Below are 16256 nucleotides of genomic sequence, written 5' to 3'. Positions count from 1 at the left end.
CGAGGTGCGCCCGCCGACCAGGTGGGCGGACATCGTTCAGTTCAAAAGGAGCACTGAATGCGCATCACCAGAACCTTCGCCCTCGCAGCGACCGCGGTCGTCGCGCTCGGTTTCGGCGCCATCGCGCCGGCAGCCAGCGCCGCCCCCTCGGCGGGCAGCGGAGACACCCCGACCTACCAGGAGTTCGCGGCGTCGACCTATCGCGACATCGACGGCGGATACGTGGTCAACGGCGACGAGCTCGTGTCGACCAAGGGCGACCTGAAGAGCTTCTACGACAACCTTCTCGGACCCGACTCGATGACGGACGGCCTGATCGTCAACACTGTCAACGGCGTCGACGACAAGTGGTCGGCCTCGAAGGTCGGAAACCTCACCTACTGCGTCAGCACCAAGTTCGGCACGCGCCACGACGACGTGGTCGCGGCGATGGCGAGCGGCGCCGCCCTCTGGGAGGCCGCCTCGTCGAAGGTCAACTTCGTGTACGTCAGCAGCGCCGACAGCAACTGCACCACCCGCAACAACGCGGTGCTGTTCTCGGTCGAGCCGGTGCAGACCTCGCAGTACATCGCGCGGGCGTTCTTCCCGAGCAGCCCCGACCGTCAGATGAACGTGCTCATCGACGACTCGATCTGGTCGTCGGGTTCGTGGACCCCCACGAACATCCTCGGCCACGAGCTCGGCCACACCCTGGGCTTCCGCCACGAGCACACCCGCCCCGAGTCGGGCACCTGCTTCGAAGACAACAACTGGCGTCCGCTGACCCCGTACGACTCGTCGTCGATCATGCACTACCCGCAGTGCAACGGCAGCTCCGACGACCTGTCGATGACCAGCTCCGACCGCGCAGGCGTCGTCGCGCTGTACGGCAGCTGATCACCCTCTCCTCGCGTGGGGCCCGGTCGAGAGACCGGGCCCCACGTGTGTGTGCGGCACGAGGGGCCTTGGCTGTGCGGGCGTCCGGACGTCGGAAATCTCGGACCAGACGTCCGCGGCGCGGCGTGTCGTCGTGCGACCCGCCGCCCACGCCCCGGACCGTCCGAGATTCCCGACACGACCGGAGCCGGAACGGCTGTCAAGGCCCCGCCGCAGCATCCGGATGGGACGGTACCGTCGGCGCATGTCCGATGTCACCGCTCTGTCCGATCTCGCCCGAAGCCGACACCTGCGCGTGGCGGTCGCCGAATCGCTCACCTCCGGCGCGCTGGCCAGCACGGTCGGCGCCGGGGAGGAGGCGAGCGCATGGTTCGGCGGCGGGGTGGTCGCATACCTGCCCGAGGTCAAGGAGCGCGTGCTCGGCTTCCCCGCCGATCAGGATCCGACGTCGGCGGAGTGCGCCGAGCAGTTGGCCAGAGGCGCGCGCGAGCTGCTCGACGCGGATCTGTGCGTCTCGACGACCGGCGTCGGGGGTCCGGATGCCGAAGACGGGCACCCCGCGGGAGAGGTGTTCCTCGGATGGGCCACTCGCGACGAGGCCGGGCATCGCCGTCTGACGCTCGACGGCGGTCCGGAGGAGGTGCTCGAGGCGACGATCGAGGCGGCCGTGCAGCTGCTGACGTTCCATGCCGGCCTTGTGGACGGCGCGGGGAATCAGTGACCGGACGGCTGCGCCCGGCGTGGCGGCGGCTGACACGCCGCACCCGTCACGGACGGTCTGAGATCTCCGTCACGTCACGGAACCGGATGCGCGCACCAGGCGGCAGCTGCCCCGCCAGATCCCGCGCCCCATCAGTCAGCGCGCCGATGATCGGGTAGCCGCCGGTGGTCGGATGGTCGGGCCCGAACAGCACGGGCTGGCCGTCGGCCGGCACTTGGATGGCACCGTCGACCGCGCCCTCGCTGGGCAGCTCGTCGCGAATCGCGCGTTCGAGAGCGCGCTCACCGCGCAGGCGGATGCCTACTCTGTCAGAACGTGGTGTGACCAGCCATTCCTGCGTGCTCAACAGCCGCACGGCGTCGGGAGTGAACCAGTCGTCGCGCGGGCCGAGCGTGATGTCGAGCACGGTGAGATCACCGGGTGCGGGCAGCTCGCGTGGCAGTGGCGCCGGCTCGACGGCGACCGACGGGATGCCGCCGATCGCGATCACGTCACCCACCCGCAGGGGCGAAGGACCGATCCCCGAGAGGGTGTCGGTCGACCGGCTGCCCAGCTGATCGGGCATCCGGATGCCGCCGCGCACGGCGACCGAGACCCGCAGCCCGCGCGCCGGAAGGCCGATCTCGAGCAGGTCGCCGCGAGCGACGGCGAACGGCGCTCCGAGCCGGATGCTGCGGAGCCGGCCGGCCGCAGTGACCACGGCCAGTTCGGCATCGGCGCCGGCGACGGCCGCGACACCCGCGGCGTGGAATCGCAGCGCGATCGCCCCTATGCCCTCGAGAGCTGCCGCGGTGGAGTCGTTGCCGACGGCACGATTCGCGTCGCGGAGAGCGACGCGGTCGGCTGCTCCGGATGCCGGAACCCCGAGTTCGGCGAGGCCGGGACGGCCGCCATCCTGCACGAGCAGCTGCAGCCCAGGGTCGATGACCTCGACGGTGGCCGCAGGAACCACCAGACCATCCGGCCCACCACCCGCGCGTCGCGGCTCGACACGCCGCTCCGCGGCCAGAGCATCCGAGACCCCCGACACCGCAGCACGCGCACCCGCATCCACACCCGCACGCGCATCCGCCGGAACCACCCGACCATCCGGCCCCCCACCCGCGTGTCGCGGCTCGACACGCCGCTTCGCGGCCAACACATCCGAGACCCCCGACACCGCCGCAGCACGCGCACCCGCATCCGCACCCGCATCCGCATCCGCATCCGCATCCGCATCCACGAAACGCACGACCGCACCGGGCACCAGCAGTGCCGGCGGATCGCGCTGCACGTCCCACATCACGGCATCCGTCGTGCCGATCAGCTGCCATCCGCCCGGGCTCTCGCGCGGATACACGCCGCTGAACGGGCCGGCGAGCGCCACCGAGCCGGCGGGCACGCGCGTGCGCGGCGAGGCCCGACGAGGCACGTCGAACAGTGGATCATCACCGACGAGATACCCGAACCCCGGCGCGAAGCCCGAGAAGGCGACCGTCCAGCGGGCGGCGCCGTGCCGGCGGATGAGTTCCTCGGCCGAGACCCCGAGCAGCTCCGCGACCTCGGCGAGGTCATCGCCGTCGTACCGCACGGGCACGAGCAGGTCGGCCCCCGCTCCCGGCGGGGCCCCATCCGCATGGGTCGCGAGCAGCGCCCTCGCCAGCTCGTCAGCCGTCGTCACGAGCGGGTCGAAGCGCACGAGAACCGTGCGAGCACCTGGCACGCGCTCGATCACACCGAGCACGTCCGCCCAGGCGCGGTGCATGCGCATGGCCTCGTCGAGGTCGGCGCACTCGACGAGCACGGCGCGGTCGGAGGCGGTCAGCACACGCATGCGGTCACCTCGCTCAGCCCGCGATGAACGGGGCGATCTCGACGCCGGCATCCACCAGCATCCGCCTCGTCTCCGCCGCCATCGCGACCGCACCGGGACTGTCGCCGTGCACGCAGATCGACTGGGCCTCGACGCGTACGGGGGTGCCGTCGACGGCCTCGATCAAACCCGTCTCGGCGAGCCGCACCATCCGCCGCGCCACCGCTGCGGCGTCGTGCAGCACGGCCCCGGGTTGCGAACGCGGCACAAGCGTCCCGTCTGCGAGATAGCCGCGGTCGGCGAACGCCTCGGCTGCGACCTGCAGACCCGCACCGGCGGCGACCTCGAGTGCCACGCCGCCCGCGAGACCCAGCATGACCAGCCCGGGATCGACCGAGCGGATGCCCGCGGCCACCGCCTGCGCCTGCCTCTCGTCGCGCGCGATCGTGTTGTACAGCGCGCCATGCGGCTTGACGTAGGCGACCCGCGCGCCGACGGCACCCGCGAGCGCGATGAGCGCACCGAGCTGATACTCGATCTGGGCCTGCAGGGTACGGGCATCCGGGTTCTGCGGGGTGCGGCCGAAGTTCTCGCGATCGGGGTACGACGGGTGGGCTCCGATCACGACCCCGTTCGCCGTCGCCGCGGCGAGGGTGTCGCGGATGCCCTCGGCGCTGCCCGCATGGAACCCGCACGACACATTGGCGCTGGTCACGATCTCGAGCATCGCGGCGTCATCGCTGACGACCCGCTCGGCGGAGTTCTCGCCGAGATCCGAGTTCAGGTCGATGGATGCCATGCCGCCTGTCTACCCAACGGATCGACGGCTGTCCATCCGAGCAGCCCGTGCCGGACGTCACGGACCGGATGCCTGCCACGCGGCGTGTCTGTCAGCGACCCGCCGCCTGCGGGACGAACCGTCCGAGGATTCCGACGCGAAGGAGGCACCCCAACGGCAGCCGGCACCCCGACGGCAGCCGGCACCCCGACGGAAGCCGACACCCCAACAGCCCGGCGGCCCAGGCGGGTCAGACCGCGGGAGCGGATCCGCGCACGACGAGCTCGGTCGGCAGGATCGTGAGCGGTTCGGGCCGCCTTCCCGCGAGCAGGTCGATCACCATGCCGGCGAGCATCTCGCCCTGCGTGAACATCGGCTGGCGCACGCTCGTGAGGTCGGATGCCTCGGCGAGGGGCGAGTCGTCGAATCCGATGACCGCCACGTCCTGCGGCACCCGCAGTCCGGCAGAGCGCAGCACGCCGATGGCGCCGCGGGCCATGAGGTCGCTGGCCACGAAGATCGCGTCGGGGTGCTCGTCTCGCTCGAGCAGCCGACGCGCGGCCTCGGCACCGCCCTGCTCGCTGAAGTCGCCGTCGATCTCACCGGCGGGCTGCAGTCCGGCATCCTCCAGGGCTGCCCGGTACCCGTCTCGGCGATCGACGCTCACCGACATGGTCATGGTGCCCGTGATCGTCGCGATGCGCGTGCGCCCCAGGGCGATCAGGTGCGCGACCGCGTCGCGCGCGGCGGTCATGTTGTCGACGTCGACGATGATGTCGCTCGTGCGCACGGTCACGGGCCTGCCGCCGAAGACCACAGGGATCGCCTCGGCGATCCGCTCGACGAACGAGTCGCTCGCGTGGTGCGAGACGATGATCGCCGCATCCACCCCGCCGTTGCGCACGAACCGCGTCATCTTGCCGTCAGGGTCGTCGCTCGCGATGAGCAGATTGAGGATGTACTCCGACTCGGCCAGGCGAGAGCTGATCCCCGCGACGACGGATGCCAGGAACGGGTCGCCGAAAAACCGCGTGGTGTCTTCTGGCACGACCAGTCCGATCGCATGCGTCTGCCGGCTGGCGAGCGAGCGGGCGGCACGGTTGGGGGCATAGCCGAGCCTGGCGATCGCGTCCTGCACGGCCGAGAGCGCTTCGGGGCTGACCGCGCTCGAGCCGTTGACGACGCGGGAGACGGTCGAGCGCGAGACGCCGGCGAGTGCGGCGACCTCTTCGATCGTGGGTCGGGGCATGGATCTGCTTTCGGGCCGTGCGTGTCGCCGCCGGACTGAGCTCCGTCGCTCAGCGACCGGTGTGTGCGGCGATGATCCGAGCGTACTCCTGGCCGCTCTGCTTGATCGTCCGCTGCTGCGTCTCATAATCGACGCGCACGATGCCGAAGCGCTTGGCGTAGCCCCACGCCCACTCGTAATTGTCCATGAGCGACCAGTAGAAGTAGCCGCGCACGTCGACGCCCTGCTCGATCGCGTCGAGCGTCGCCTCGACATGCGCGCGCAGGAAGTCGGTGCGCTCGACGTCGGCCACCTCGCCGTCCGGCCCCACCTCGTCGTCGTAGGCGGCGCCGTTCTCGGTGACGTAGAGCGGCACGTCGCCCGAGTAGTCCTTCGCGACGCGCACGAGCAGCCGGGTGAGCCCATCGGGCTGCACCTCCCAGTCCATGCCGGTGCGCGGCAGGCCGCGTTCGACCCAGTGGATGCCCTCGTTCGAGGGGAACGGCGAGCGCGTCTCGCGCTGCTGACCCTCGGTCTGGTGCGGGTCTCCTCCGCCCGGCTGCGGATGCCCCGACAGCAGCTCTCCGTGGTAGTAGTTCACGCCGAGCGCGTCGAGCGGGGCGGAGATGATGTCGAGGTCGCCCGGCTTCACGGCATCCTGCCATTCGGCGACGGCGGCCGGGTCGACCTCGCGGAAGTCGCGGACGATGTCGGCCGGGTACTCGCCGTGGAAGAGGGGGCTGAGGAACCAGCCGTTGAACTGCCCGTCGATGCGGCGTGCGGCGTCGATGTCGACCGGGTCGTCGACGTCGGCGGGGTCGGCGACCGTGAGGTTGAGGGTGATGCCGAGGTCGAGAGAGGCGTCGCGTTCGCGCAGCGCCTGCACGGCGCTGCCGTGCGCGAGGAGCAGGTGGTGCGAGGCGAGCAGCCCGTCGCGGATGCTCGTGCGCCCCGGCGCGTGCACCCCCGCGGTGTACGAGAGGAACGACGAGCACCACGGCTCGTTCATGGTGGTCCAGTGCTGCACACGGTCGCCGAGCACGTCGTGCACGCTGAGCGCGTAGTCGGTGAAGCGGGCGACGATGTCGCGGTTCGTCCAGCCGCCCTGCTCTTCGAGCGCCTGCGGCATGTCCCAGTGGTGCAGCGTGAGCCATGGCACGATCTCCGCCTCGAGCAGCTCGTCGACGAGCCGGCTGTAGAAGTCGAGCCCGGCGGCGTTCACGGGCCCGCCATCGGGGCGCACGCGGGACCACGAGGTCGAGAAGCGGTAGGTCTGCAGGCCGAGCCGCTTCATGAGCGCGACGTCGTCGGCGTAGCGGTGGTAGTGATCGCACGCGACATCGCCGTTCTCGCCGCCCACGACGGCACCGGGAACCCGCGCGAAGGCGTCCCAGATGGATGCCGTGCGGCCGTCCTCGAAGGCCGCGCCCTCGATCTGGTAGGCGGCGGTGGCGGCGCCGAAGAGGAAGCCCTCGGGAAAGGTTCGCGTCATGAGAACATGATGCCACGACTGGCTTGGGAGCGCTCCCACAGATCTCGGCGCAGTCCGGTTCGGTACCCTTGATCGGTGAACTCCGAACTGGCACGCGCCGAGTCCCTGATCGCCTCGATCCCCGACTACCCGCAGCCGGGCATCCTGTTCCGCGACATCACCCCGCTTCTGGCCGATGCCGAGGCGCTGCGCGTGACCACCGAGGCGCTCATCGAGCCCTTCGCCGGATCGTTCGACGTGGTCGCGGGCATCGAGGCGCGCGGATTCATCCTCGCCGGCGCAGCCGCGATCGCCGCCGGCGTCGGCTTCGTGCCGATCCGCAAGGCCGGCAAGCTGCCCCGCCCCGCGGCATCCGTCGACTACGCGCTCGAGTACGGCTCGGCGACGGTCGAGATGCACGACGACCTGCCCTCGGGAACCCGCATCCTGCTGATCGACGACGTGCTCGCCACGGGCGGCACCCTCGCCGCCGGACGCGAGATCGTCGAGAACCTCGGGTACGCGGTCGCCGGCATCAGCGTGCTGTTCGAGATCGACGGCCTCGGCGGACGCGACGTCATCGGCGACCTGCACACCGTCTTCCGCTCGGCCTGACCAGGTCGGAAACGCCAGAGCATCCGGTCCCGCACCGGCGTGGCGCACGCCGCCACGCCGGCCAGGGCTCGAATCGTCCGAGGGATCCGACGCCCGCCCCGCCGACAACCGCCCCGCCGACAACCAGCCGCCGACAACCGCCCCGCCGACAACCGGCCGCCGGACAACCGCCCGTCAGCGGGCCGGCGGACGGGCGATGTCGGCAGGGGCGACGCCTCGCTCGATCGCCGAACGGACGGATGCCGCAGCGTGGGCGAGGCTGCTGATCGCGACGAGCTGCCGAGCGCGGGCGTTCACCGCGAGCAGCATCCGCCTCGCCACCTCGTCGGGCGATCCGTCGGGCCCGAGGGCTGCGACGTTGCCGCCGGCCAGCGGCTCGAGAGCGTCGGCGTACTGCATGAGCGTCTCGACGTCGTAGTCGAGACCGACCTCCGACGCCTGCGCGAGGGCGTGGGTGAGCCCGCGCTCCGCCGCACCCGGATACCCGCGCCAGTCTCGCCGGCGCATGAGCTCGTGCGTCCGTTCGCGGAACTCGGCGACCGCAGGGTCTGCAGCGATGTCGTGGGGAACCCCCAGCGCGAACTCCTGACACGCGTTCATGACCTCGAGCGTGGTGACACCGGGGGTGTCGATCAACCCGGTCAGCGACAGGATCGCGGCGGTCGATGCGCCGTACATGTCGCGCAGCACGAGGATGAGCCTCGCGCGCTCGACGTGCCGCTGCTCGTACACCGCCGTGGTGCGGTTCTTCAACGATCCGGCGGGCATCATGCCCACCCTGATCCAGTGCTTCAGCGTCGTCGTGCTGACGCCGCTCTGCACTGCGAGCGCGCTGAGCTTCATGCTCTCTTCTCCCCCGAGGTCGCTGCGGTCGCCCGGCGCATTGGAGAGCAATCGACGACGACGCTCTCCACGATGCGCATCTGCTGCGACGACTCTAGCCTGGTACGCGCCGGACTCATCTGCGCCTGAGGGCTCTGCGCGCAGGCGCCGACGAGTGGGGACTCATCGGCTGGCCCGGTCGAAGCACCGCCGGGGGGTGCGTCGCTTCGGCCGGGCTGTCCGGACTCGGCCCTGATCGCACCGCTCGAGCAGGTGCCTCAGATGTTCCGCTCCGACTGCCTGGTGCGTCCGCCCCCGACCTCTTCCGGCAGACGGTCGATCGGCACGAGCACGATGTCCTGCACCTTCCAGTCCAGGTCGATGCACGCGTCCCTGGCATCCGTGATCTGCTCGAGCGACGGCATCCGGCCGTCACGGGGCACGACGAACGACTCGACGTGCAGCACGTGGCCCTGGTCGCGCACGCGCGACCCCGCCTCCGCCACCCAGGGAAGCCCTCGCAGCAGCTCGTCGATCCGGCCGGTGAGGGGATGCCTCTTCCCATCGTCGAAGGTGGTCGCCGCTGTGTCGATGAGGTCGGTGATCGCTGCGCGCAGGTTCTTCACGCCATCCCAGAGGATGCTGCCGGCGATGAAGATCGCGGCAGCGGCATCCGTCCACCACCATCCGATCCCGATGCCCAGAACACCGACGATCGACCCGGCCGCCGTCATCCAGTCGGCCTTGTTCATGTCGGCGTCGGCGTAGAGCACCTTGTCGTGCAGCTGCTTGGCCAGCCGCATCTTGACCCGGCCGAACCAGATGGGCAGGGGGATCGTCAGCGCGAGGGCGCCGACCATCAGCCACCCCAGCCAGACGGGATGACCGAACAGCACGACCGTGCCGATGGGCGGATGCTCGCCGCCGATCAGCCCTGTGGCCGAGTCAATGATGAGAAAGGCACCCATCGCGAACAGCGCGACGCCCGCCACCAGATGCGCGACCCCGACCGCACGGTGGTACCCGTAGGGGTAGCGGGCGTTGGGCGCCCTGTTGACGATGCGCACAGCCACCAGGAATGCGATCGGCGGGGCAAGCGAGAGCAGATCCTCGACCCAGGCTGCCTTCATCGCCTGCGAGCTGCCCATCACCAGATAGATGCCCGTGATCGCCACGGCGAGAAAGGCCAGAGAGCCCCACTCGATCCTGACGGCCGCGCGCAGCGCCTTCTCCTGCTGCTCCGGAAGCTCGGTGTGCCCGAATCGCGTCGTCATGATGCGCCCTCCTCGTGCAGGAACGTCTCGAGCTCGGTGAGCAGGGCGTTCTCGCCCATGCGCACGATCATCACGTGCTTCTCGACGCCGTGCTCGGTGCGCCGCTCGGTGTAGGGCCGTGTGACGGCCCCGCCCTCGGTCCACGGGGTGTCGTCGCGGAACCCGCCGATCACCATGTCGATCTCCCCGCGCTCCAGGGCGTCGAGCAGGTGCGCCTCGCTGCCGGTCGCCCACTGCACCTCGGCGTCGAGGGTCTCGGCGAACTCCGTCACGAGCTCGGGCTCGAGTCCGGACGGCTCGCCATCGGCATCCAGCTCCACCCACGGCGAGAGCTCGGTCGCGCCGACCCGCAGGGTGCCGCCCTCAACGCGCTCGATGGTGCCGTGCGGGTCGGCCGGAATCCGCATGCCGCAGCCGCAGAGCCCGACGGCTGCGGCGCAGACCAGCGAAGCCAGGGCGAGGCGAGACGTCTTCATGAGGCGACCATAGCCACGCGCCACGCACCCCCGCACGCCCGACGGCACCCCTTGACAACGGCTGTCGGGGTCGGCCAGAGTCGGTCGTCCCGGCGGCGGACGGATGCCCTCCCATCGCCTAGAATCGGGGGTATGCCCACCATCGTCGTCGACGTCATGCCCAAGGCCGAACTGCTCGACCCGCAGGGGAAGGCCGTCTCCGGCGCCTTCGCCCGCATGGGTGTCGACAACTTCAGTCAGGTCCGCATCGGGAAGCGCTTCGAGCTCACCGTCGACGGTGAGGTCACCGACGAGGTGCTGGCCGAGGCCCGCCGCCTCGCCGAGGACGTGCTGTCGAACTCCGTCATCGAGGATGTCGTGGGAGTCGAGGTCGCGCAGTGAGCGTGCGCATCGGCGTCATCACCTTCCCCGGTTCGCTCGACGACCGTGACGCGCAGCGCGCGGTGCGCATCGCCGGCGCCGAGCCCGTCGCCCTCTGGCACGGCTCGCACGATCTCGAGGGCGTCGACGCGCTGGTGCTGCCCGGCGGCTTCAGCTACGGCGACTACCTGCGCTCCGGCGCCATCGCGGCGCTCTCGCCGATCATGGCCGAGGTCAAGGACGCCGCCGCCAAGGGCATGCCCGTGCTCGGCATCTGCAACGGATTCCAGATGCTCGTCGAGGCGCACCTGCTGCCAGGCGGCCTGATCCGCAACGACCACCAGCACTTCGTGCGTCGCGACCAGCGACTGACCGTCGAGAACAACGACACGGCGTGGACGAACACGTTCTCGAAGGCGCAGGAGATCGTCATCCCCCTGAAGAACGGCGAGGGCGGCTACATCGCCGCCGACGAGACCCTCGACCGGCTCGAGGGCGAAGGCCTCGTCGCGTTCCGCTACGCGGGCGTCAACCCGAACGGCTCGCTGCGCGACATCGCGGGCCTCACGAACGAGAGCGGCAACGTGGTCGGCCTGATGCCGCACCCCGAGCACGCGACCGAGGCCGGATTCGGCCCCGACACGAGCGCCGCGATGCGTTCGGGGGTCGACGGACTGGGCTTCTTCGAGAGCGCGATCGCCGCCGTCGCCCGCATCGCCGCGTAGCGTTCGCAGACGCCGCCCTGACGGCGTTTCACGCGTGATACTTTTTGCGAGTCGTGTCCGGAGACCCCGGACCAGCGCACGAAGGAGTGAACGTGAAACGACGCACGCGCGGCATCGTCGCCGCAGCAGCGGCCGGAGCCACCGTCATCACCGGTGTGATGATGATGCCCGCCGCAACAGCAGCACCCAGCCCCGTCGATCCCGCTGACGGCGCAGCCGTGCAGCGGGCCGACAACCGTCCCGGCCCACTGACCGATCGGCAGAACGAGCGCCGCAAGGCGGCTCAGCGGCTGATCCTCTCGGGCCAGGCCTCGCCGAACGAAGACGGCGTCGTCTCGCTGAACGCAGAGAACGACAAGTACTACGAAGCAGCGGTCACCGGCACCGGCCGTCTGTTCACGATCCTCGCCGAGTTCGGCGATCAGGGCAGCGGCAAGCTCGGCACCACGCCGGGCCCGCTGCACAACCAGATCCCCGAGCCCGACCGCACCGTGAACAACAGCACGCACTGGCGCGCCGACTTCGACACCGACTACTACGAGACGCTCTTCTTCGGCGAGACCGACTCGATGGCGGACTTCTACTCGAAGCAGTCTGCAGGCAACTACACGGTCGACGGAGAGGTGAGCGACTGGGTGAAGGTGCCTGGCAACGCCTCGACCTACGGCGACAACACGGTCGAGGACTACGGCGGAGCCTGGAAGTTCATCGCCGACTCGGCGAACGCCTGGTACCAGGCGCAGATCGACGCGGGCCGTTCCGCGGCCGATGTGCTGGCAGAGCTCAAGACCTTCGACGTGTGGGACCGCTACGACCACGACAACGACGGTGACTTCGACGAGCCCGACGGCTACATCGATCACTTCCAGGCGGTGCACGCCGGTGAGGGCGAAGACGCCGGCGGCGGACTGCAGGGCGAAGACGCCATCTGGTCGCACCGCTGGTACGTGAACCAGACCGACTTCGGCGCGACGGGACCCGACGGCGCCGAGTTCGGAGGCACCCAGATCGGCGACAGCGGCATCTGGATCGGCGATTACACCGTAGAGGCCGAGAACGGCGGGCTCGGAGTGTTCGCGCACGAGTACGCGCATGACCTCGGTCTTCCCGACTTCTACGACACCGCCGGCGGCGAGAACTCGACCTCGTTCTGGACGCTCATGTCGAGCGGCTCGTGGCTCGGCGACGGCAAGGAGGACATCGGCACCACGCCGAACTTCATGGGCCCGTGGGAGAAGCTGCAGCTCGGCTGGCTCGACTACAGCATCGTGAACCCCGGTGAGAACGGCGAGTTCACGCTCAGCCCGGCCGCGCTGCAGACCGACGGCCAGGAGCAGGCTCTCGTGGTCGACATCCCCGATGACGAGCGCACGAGCACGGTCGTCGACCTCGCCGGCGGACACGCATGGTGGACGTCGAGCGCCGACGATCTCAACGTGTCGCTGACCCGCACGCTCGACCTGAGCGCAGTGAAGTCGGCGACCGTCACCGCGAGCGCCTGGTACGACATCGAGGCGGGCTACGACTACCTGCACGCGGAGTACTCGACCGACGGCGGCAAGACGTGGACCACGGCAGGATCCCCGATCAGCGACAGCTCGAGCGACCGCTGGAAGGGCGTGCGCTACTCGGTGCCAGGCGGCGGCGCAGACACCCAGTTCCGCTTCCGCTACCAGACCGACGGCGGCGTGCACCTGGCCGGCGCGTTCATCCGCGACATCGTCGTCAAGAGCGGCGGCACGACGCTGTACACCGATCAGGAGGGCTGGACAGCCGACCCCGCCGAGGGCGGCTTCGTCTGGAGCGACGGCACGATGACCTCATCCGGCGACCGCTACTACCTGGCCGAGAACCGCACCTACGTCGGCTACGACAGCACCCTCGAGGTGGGCCCCTACCAGTTCAGCAAGGGCATCACCGCGCCGGACTGGGTCGAGCACTTCCCGTTCCAGGACGGCCTCGTGGTGTGGGCGGTCGATGAGTCGTACAGCGACAACAACACGATCGACCACCTCGGTCATGGTCTCGCACTGCCGGTCGACGCCAACCCGGTGCCGATCACGTACCCCGACGGGACGATGCCGAGCAACCGGCGCCAGCCCTTCGACGCCGCGTTCGGCCTGAACCCGCTCGACCAGGTCAGCCTTCACAAGGAGGTCATGGTCGGCAAGGGCAAGAAGGCCACTGTCGAGACGCTGGCCGCGAGCTCGGCGCCTGGCATGCAGAAGTCGACGTTCAGCGACGCCGACACCCACGCCTACTACGACGAGTCGAACCCCCTCGCGGGCGTGATCGTCGCCGGTCACGGCGTGAGCATCGAGGTGCTCTCGCAGGTCACCGGAGGAACCATGACGGTGGCTGTCACCAACAAGTGACGGTGCGCTGACGCGGTTCGGGCCCGTCCCCTTCCCGGGGTCGGGCCCGAACTGCATCCGGATGCCGGGCCAGAGACCCGGCGGGCGGTCAGAGACCGGCCGGCGGCCACGCGCCGATGATGAGGGCCATCACGACGACCGTGACGAGCTCGTGCCCGATGTTCAGCGTGGTCAGCCGGGTCGAGCGCCCCTCGAAGGCATCGTGCGTGATGAAGCGGGCAGCCGTGAAACCGGCCCACAGCGTGACCGACGTGACCACGGATGCCCAGAAGTACGAGCCCTCGTAGAAGTGCCAGGCGATGGTCGCGGCTCCCGCGAGCACCCAGGCGGTCACGAAGCTGACCAGCACCGTGGTGACCATCGGCCACAGCGGCCCGCGGGCGGGATGCTCGAGATCGACGCCAGCGAGGCGCGCCCATCGCTCGCCCATCACTCCCCTCGCGTACCAGATCGCGCCGACCACCATGCTCGACGCCGTAGCGACCAGCACAGCCCAGTAGTTGATCTCGGGAACCATGACGTCTCCTCGCTCGGTTGCGGTCAGGATACTCCCGGCGGGCAGCGCGCGCCCTGGCATCCGTCATCCGTGCAGGGACGCCTCCGGCGGGGCGCGTCAGGCGATGCCGCCGCCGTCGACGACGAGCGCCGATCCGGTGACGTACGACGCCTCGTCGCTGGCGAGCCACACGACGGCCGCCGCGATCTCGCTCGGCTGGCCCATGCGGTTGAGCGGGCGCTCGGCCGCCTCGGCCAGGAACCCGGTCTGGTCCTGTCCCAGCTGGCGTGCCTCGTCGCGCAGCATCCCGGTGTCGACATCGCCCGGATTGACGGAGTTGACCCGGATGCCGTCGGGGCCGTGATCGATAGCGAGTGCACGCGTCATGTTCACGACGGCACCCTTCGACGCGCAGTACGAGATCGCCTGGCCGCCGCCCTTGAGACCCCAGCCGGAGCCGGTGTTGACGATGGAGCCGCCACCGTTCGCCTTCATGATCGGCACGACGTGCTTGCACATCAGGAAGATCGCGCGCACGTTCACGCCGAACACGCGGTCCCACTCCTCGACCGTCGTCTCGACCGCGGTGGTGCGGCGGATGATGCCGGCGTTGTTGAACACCACGTCGATGCCGCCGAGCGCCTCGTTCGCCGTCTCGACCACGCGGACGATGTCGTCTTCACTCGAGACGTCAGCGGCGATCGCCACTGCGGTGCCGCCCGCGGCACGGATCTCTTCGGCGACGGCTTCGGCGGCGTCGGCGTTGAGGTCGACGACGGCGACCGACGCCCCCTCGGCGGCGAAGGCGAGCGAGGTGGCACGGCCGATGCCTCCGGCGCCGCCGGTGACGATGGCCTTCTTGTTCTCGAGACGCATGGGGATTCCTTACTTCGTTGCGGGTCGGTGTCGAGGGGTCAGGGAACGAGCTCGGGGGCGGCGACAGCGTACAGGCTGGTGGTCGACGCCCCGGTGATGATGCGGATGTGGCCGGCCAGTCGCGCGTCGACGGCGGGGTCGCCGGTCTCGACGATGAGCGGGCGGCCGTGCAGGTCGATGACCTTCTGCTCTGGCGCCACGACCAGGAGCGGATCGTCGCCGAGCGCACGGATGACGGCTGCCGACAGCTGCTGGTTGCCCCGGCCGAGCAGGAACCCCTGGCCGCCGATCACCGTGATGACCGCCTGGGCGGGGCCCTTGGCGATCTCGGCGAGCAGCTGCTCCTCACTCGCGGCGGACAGCAGCCGACGGCCGTCGCGGATGACGTCGACGCCCAGCGGCGATTTCTCGATGCCGAGCTGCCTGGCGATCTCGGCGGTGGTGCCGCCAGGTCCGAGCAGGTACCGGACGCCCGGCTGCATGCGCGCGACCGCGCCACGAGCGGCTGCGGCGACGGCTGCGGCCTCGGAGGCAGGGGTCGCGGCCTTGCGCGCCTGCGTGCGGCCCATGCGGAACGGCACACGCAGCATTCCGAACAGCTGCGGCTCGACGCGCGCGCGGCGCATCGCCGCCTCGTCGATGTCGAGCACCTCGCGCTCGGAGACAGGCAGGCCGCCGTCGACCCAGTCGGCTGCGAGCGAGCCGGCTGCCCGAGGGCTGACCGCGAACACCGGCGAGTACATCTTCACGCCGGACGGGATGCCGAGCACGGCCGGCTGCTGTTCACAACTCAGGAGACCCGCGGGGGAACCGGTCTGCGGGGCGTCCCCTGCGACCGACCGGCCAGGATTCTCCTGAGTTATGTACGCCAACCCGGCGAGCCCCGCCGCCGCATCGCGCAGCGTGCCGTCGCCTCCCGCGACGAGGATCAGCGTCGCGCCGGCCTCGGCGAGCGCGGCGACGGCGGCTGAGGTGTCGGATGCCGAGGTGTCGGATGCCGAGGTCGCGAACCGCACGAGAACAGGAGATCTCGCCGACGCAGGACGATCCGCGGCGGATTCTCCTGTGCTCGCGGATTCTCCTGTGCTCGGTGACTCAGATGGGGTCGCCCCGCCACGGGGGACGTACACGACCCGGGCCTCCAGGTCCGCGGCGTGCACGGCGTCTGCGCCCATCGCTCCCGCTGCGGTGGCGATGACGAGAGACGGATGCCTGGCGGCCAGCGTCTGCAGTGCGACGGTCGCCCGCTCCTGCGCGCGGGAGTGCGCGCCGCGCGAGACCGCGAGACGCTGCACCTCCGCGCCGTCGGAGCCGGCAAGGCCCGCGGGCCCGCCGACACCGGCGACAGGGTTGACGACCAGTCCGATCACG

General features: G+C 70.2%; 16 protein-coding genes. 6 read left to right on the top strand and 10 right to left on the bottom strand.

The annotated features are described in order from the left end of the window. Positions 1-57: 57 nt before the first annotated feature. Together JOE67_RS10040 and JOE67_RS10035 are read left to right on the top strand one after the other, a co-directional pair. On the top strand, positions 58-876 hold the full coding sequence (locus JOE67_RS10040; RefSeq protein WP_204975442.1) for a M57 family metalloprotease: 819 nt from the start codon (positions 58-60) through the stop codon (positions 874-876). A gap of 244 nt (positions 877-1120) precedes the next feature. Next, the gene (locus tag JOE67_RS10035; RefSeq protein ID WP_204975441.1) at positions 1121-1597 is read left to right on the top strand and encodes a CinA family protein; all 477 of its coding nucleotides are present in this window, start codon (positions 1121-1123) and stop codon (positions 1595-1597) included. 46 nt (positions 1598-1643) lie between these two features. Here JOE67_RS10035 and JOE67_RS10030 read toward each other — a convergent pair whose 3' ends face one another. The 4 genes from JOE67_RS10030 to JOE67_RS10015 form a co-directional block, all read right to left on the bottom strand. Beyond that, the gene (locus JOE67_RS10030; RefSeq protein ID WP_204975440.1) at positions 1644-3410 is read right to left on the bottom strand and encodes a 5-oxoprolinase subunit B/C family protein; all 1767 of its coding nucleotides are present in this window, start codon (positions 3408-3410) and stop codon (positions 1644-1646) included. 13 nt (positions 3411-3423) lie between these two features. Beyond that, entirely contained in the window at positions 3424-4188 is a 765-nt protein-coding gene (locus JOE67_RS10025; protein WP_204975439.1) for a LamB/YcsF family protein, read from the bottom strand. Positions 4189-4417: 229 nt separating this feature from the next. After that, the gene (locus JOE67_RS10020; RefSeq protein ID WP_204975438.1) at positions 4418-5416 is read right to left on the bottom strand and encodes a LacI family DNA-binding transcriptional regulator; all 999 of its coding nucleotides are present in this window, start codon (positions 5414-5416) and stop codon (positions 4418-4420) included. A 49-nt stretch (positions 5417-5465) separates the two neighbouring features. Beyond that, positions 5466-6887 (bottom strand): GH1 family beta-glucosidase, encoded by a 1422-nt coding sequence (locus JOE67_RS10015; protein ID WP_204975437.1) that lies wholly within the window; start codon positions 6885-6887, stop codon positions 5466-5468. 75 nt (positions 6888-6962) lie between these two features. Between JOE67_RS10015 and JOE67_RS10010 the strand changes: the two genes are divergently transcribed. Next, positions 6963-7481, top strand: a complete 519-nt coding sequence (locus JOE67_RS10010; RefSeq protein WP_204975436.1) for an adenine phosphoribosyltransferase — start codon at positions 6963-6965, stop codon at positions 7479-7481. 174 nt (positions 7482-7655) lie between these two features. Here JOE67_RS10010 and JOE67_RS10005 read toward each other — a convergent pair whose 3' ends face one another. The 3 genes from JOE67_RS10005 to JOE67_RS09995 all read right to left on the bottom strand — a co-directional run bounded on the left by JOE67_RS10005 (position 7656) and on the right by JOE67_RS09995 (position 10053). Further along, positions 7656-8324 (bottom strand): MerR family transcriptional regulator, encoded by a 669-nt coding sequence (locus tag JOE67_RS10005; protein WP_204975435.1) that lies wholly within the window; start codon positions 8322-8324, stop codon positions 7656-7658. Positions 8325-8581: 257 nt separating this feature from the next. Then, entirely contained in the window at positions 8582-9577 is a 996-nt protein-coding gene (locus tag JOE67_RS10000; RefSeq protein WP_204975434.1) for a cation diffusion facilitator family transporter, read from the bottom strand. Continuing rightward, on the bottom strand, positions 9574-10053 hold the full coding sequence (locus tag JOE67_RS09995; RefSeq protein ID WP_204975433.1) for a transporter substrate-binding domain-containing protein: 480 nt from the start codon (positions 10051-10053) through the stop codon (positions 9574-9576). Before JOE67_RS09995 ends, JOE67_RS10000 begins: the two co-directional genes overlap by 4 nt. A 132-nt stretch (positions 10054-10185) precedes the next feature. On the opposite strand from JOE67_RS09995, the gene purS reads away from it, so the two are divergent. The 3 genes from purS to JOE67_RS09980 all read left to right on the top strand — a co-directional run bounded on the left by purS (position 10186) and on the right by JOE67_RS09980 (position 13513). Next, positions 10186-10434, top strand: coding sequence for a phosphoribosylformylglycinamidine synthase subunit PurS (gene purS / locus JOE67_RS09990; RefSeq protein ID WP_204975432.1), 249 nt, complete (start codon positions 10186-10188; stop codon positions 10432-10434). After that, the gene (purQ, locus tag JOE67_RS09985; RefSeq protein WP_204975431.1) at positions 10431-11138 is read left to right on the top strand and encodes a phosphoribosylformylglycinamidine synthase subunit PurQ; all 708 of its coding nucleotides are present in this window, start codon (positions 10431-10433) and stop codon (positions 11136-11138) included. Before purS ends, purQ begins: the two co-directional genes overlap by 4 nt. A 92-nt stretch (positions 11139-11230) precedes the next feature. Beyond that, positions 11231-13513 carry an immune inhibitor A domain-containing protein gene (locus tag JOE67_RS09980; RefSeq protein WP_338041566.1) on the top strand — a complete coding sequence of 761 codons (2283 nt, stop codon included), beginning with the start codon at positions 11231-11233 and terminating at the stop codon, positions 13511-13513. Positions 13514-13601: 88 nt separating this feature from the next. Here the strand turns inward: JOE67_RS09980 and JOE67_RS09975 are convergent, their stop codons facing one another. From JOE67_RS09975 to JOE67_RS09965, 3 genes are all read right to left on the bottom strand, one after another. After that, positions 13602-14030 (bottom strand): DUF1761 domain-containing protein, encoded by a 429-nt coding sequence (locus JOE67_RS09975; protein ID WP_204975430.1) that lies wholly within the window; start codon positions 14028-14030, stop codon positions 13602-13604. A gap of 96 nt (positions 14031-14126) precedes the next feature. Further along, on the bottom strand, positions 14127-14885 hold the full coding sequence (locus JOE67_RS09970; RefSeq protein ID WP_204975429.1) for an SDR family NAD(P)-dependent oxidoreductase: 759 nt from the start codon (positions 14883-14885) through the stop codon (positions 14127-14129). Between the two features lie 38 nt (positions 14886-14923). Continuing rightward, a complete protein-coding gene (locus tag JOE67_RS09965) occupies positions 14924-16255 on the bottom strand; it encodes an NAD(+)/NADH kinase (RefSeq protein WP_204975428.1) in 1332 nt (443 codons plus the stop codon). Position 16256 lies beyond the last annotated feature (1 nt).

Source organism: Microbacterium esteraromaticum (assembly GCF_016907315.1).
Taxonomy (GTDB): domain Bacteria; phylum Actinomycetota; class Actinomycetes; order Actinomycetales; family Microbacteriaceae; genus Microbacterium; species Microbacterium esteraromaticum.
Note: the sequence above shows the minus strand (reverse complement) of the source record. Positions and strands in the feature narration are given on the sequence as shown.

Coding starts and splice junctions, on each gene's coding strand:
- JOE67_RS10040 (WP_204975442.1), top strand. CDS start 58: ATGCGCATCACCAGAACCTTCGCCCTCGCAGCGACCGCGGTCGTCGCG.
- JOE67_RS10030 (WP_204975440.1), bottom strand. CDS start 3,410: ATGCGTGTGCTGACCGCCTCCGACCGCGCCGTGCTCGTCGAGTGCGCC.
- JOE67_RS10035 (WP_204975441.1), top strand. CDS start 1,121: ATGTCCGATGTCACCGCTCTGTCCGATCTCGCCCGAAGCCGACACCTG.
- JOE67_RS10000 (WP_204975434.1), bottom strand. CDS start 9,577: ATGACGACGCGATTCGGGCACACCGAGCTTCCGGAGCAGCAGGAGAAG.
- JOE67_RS10015 (WP_204975437.1), bottom strand. CDS start 6,887: ATGACGCGAACCTTTCCCGAGGGCTTCCTCTTCGGCGCCGCCACCGCC.
- JOE67_RS09975 (WP_204975430.1), bottom strand. CDS start 14,030: ATGGTTCCCGAGATCAACTACTGGGCTGTGCTGGTCGCTACGGCGTCG.
- JOE67_RS10005 (WP_204975435.1), bottom strand. CDS start 8,324: ATGAAGCTCAGCGCGCTCGCAGTGCAGAGCGGCGTCAGCACGACGACG.
- JOE67_RS09970 (WP_204975429.1), bottom strand. CDS start 14,885: ATGCGTCTCGAGAACAAGAAGGCCATCGTCACCGGCGGCGCCGGAGGC.
- purS (WP_204975432.1), top strand. CDS start 10,186: ATGCCCACCATCGTCGTCGACGTCATGCCCAAGGCCGAACTGCTCGAC.
- JOE67_RS10020 (WP_204975438.1), bottom strand. CDS start 5,416: ATGCCCCGACCCACGATCGAAGAGGTCGCCGCACTCGCCGGCGTCTCG.
- JOE67_RS09995 (WP_204975433.1), bottom strand. CDS start 10,053: ATGAAGACGTCTCGCCTCGCCCTGGCTTCGCTGGTCTGCGCCGCAGCC.
- JOE67_RS10025 (WP_204975439.1), bottom strand. CDS start 4,188: ATGGCATCCATCGACCTGAACTCGGATCTCGGCGAGAACTCCGCCGAG.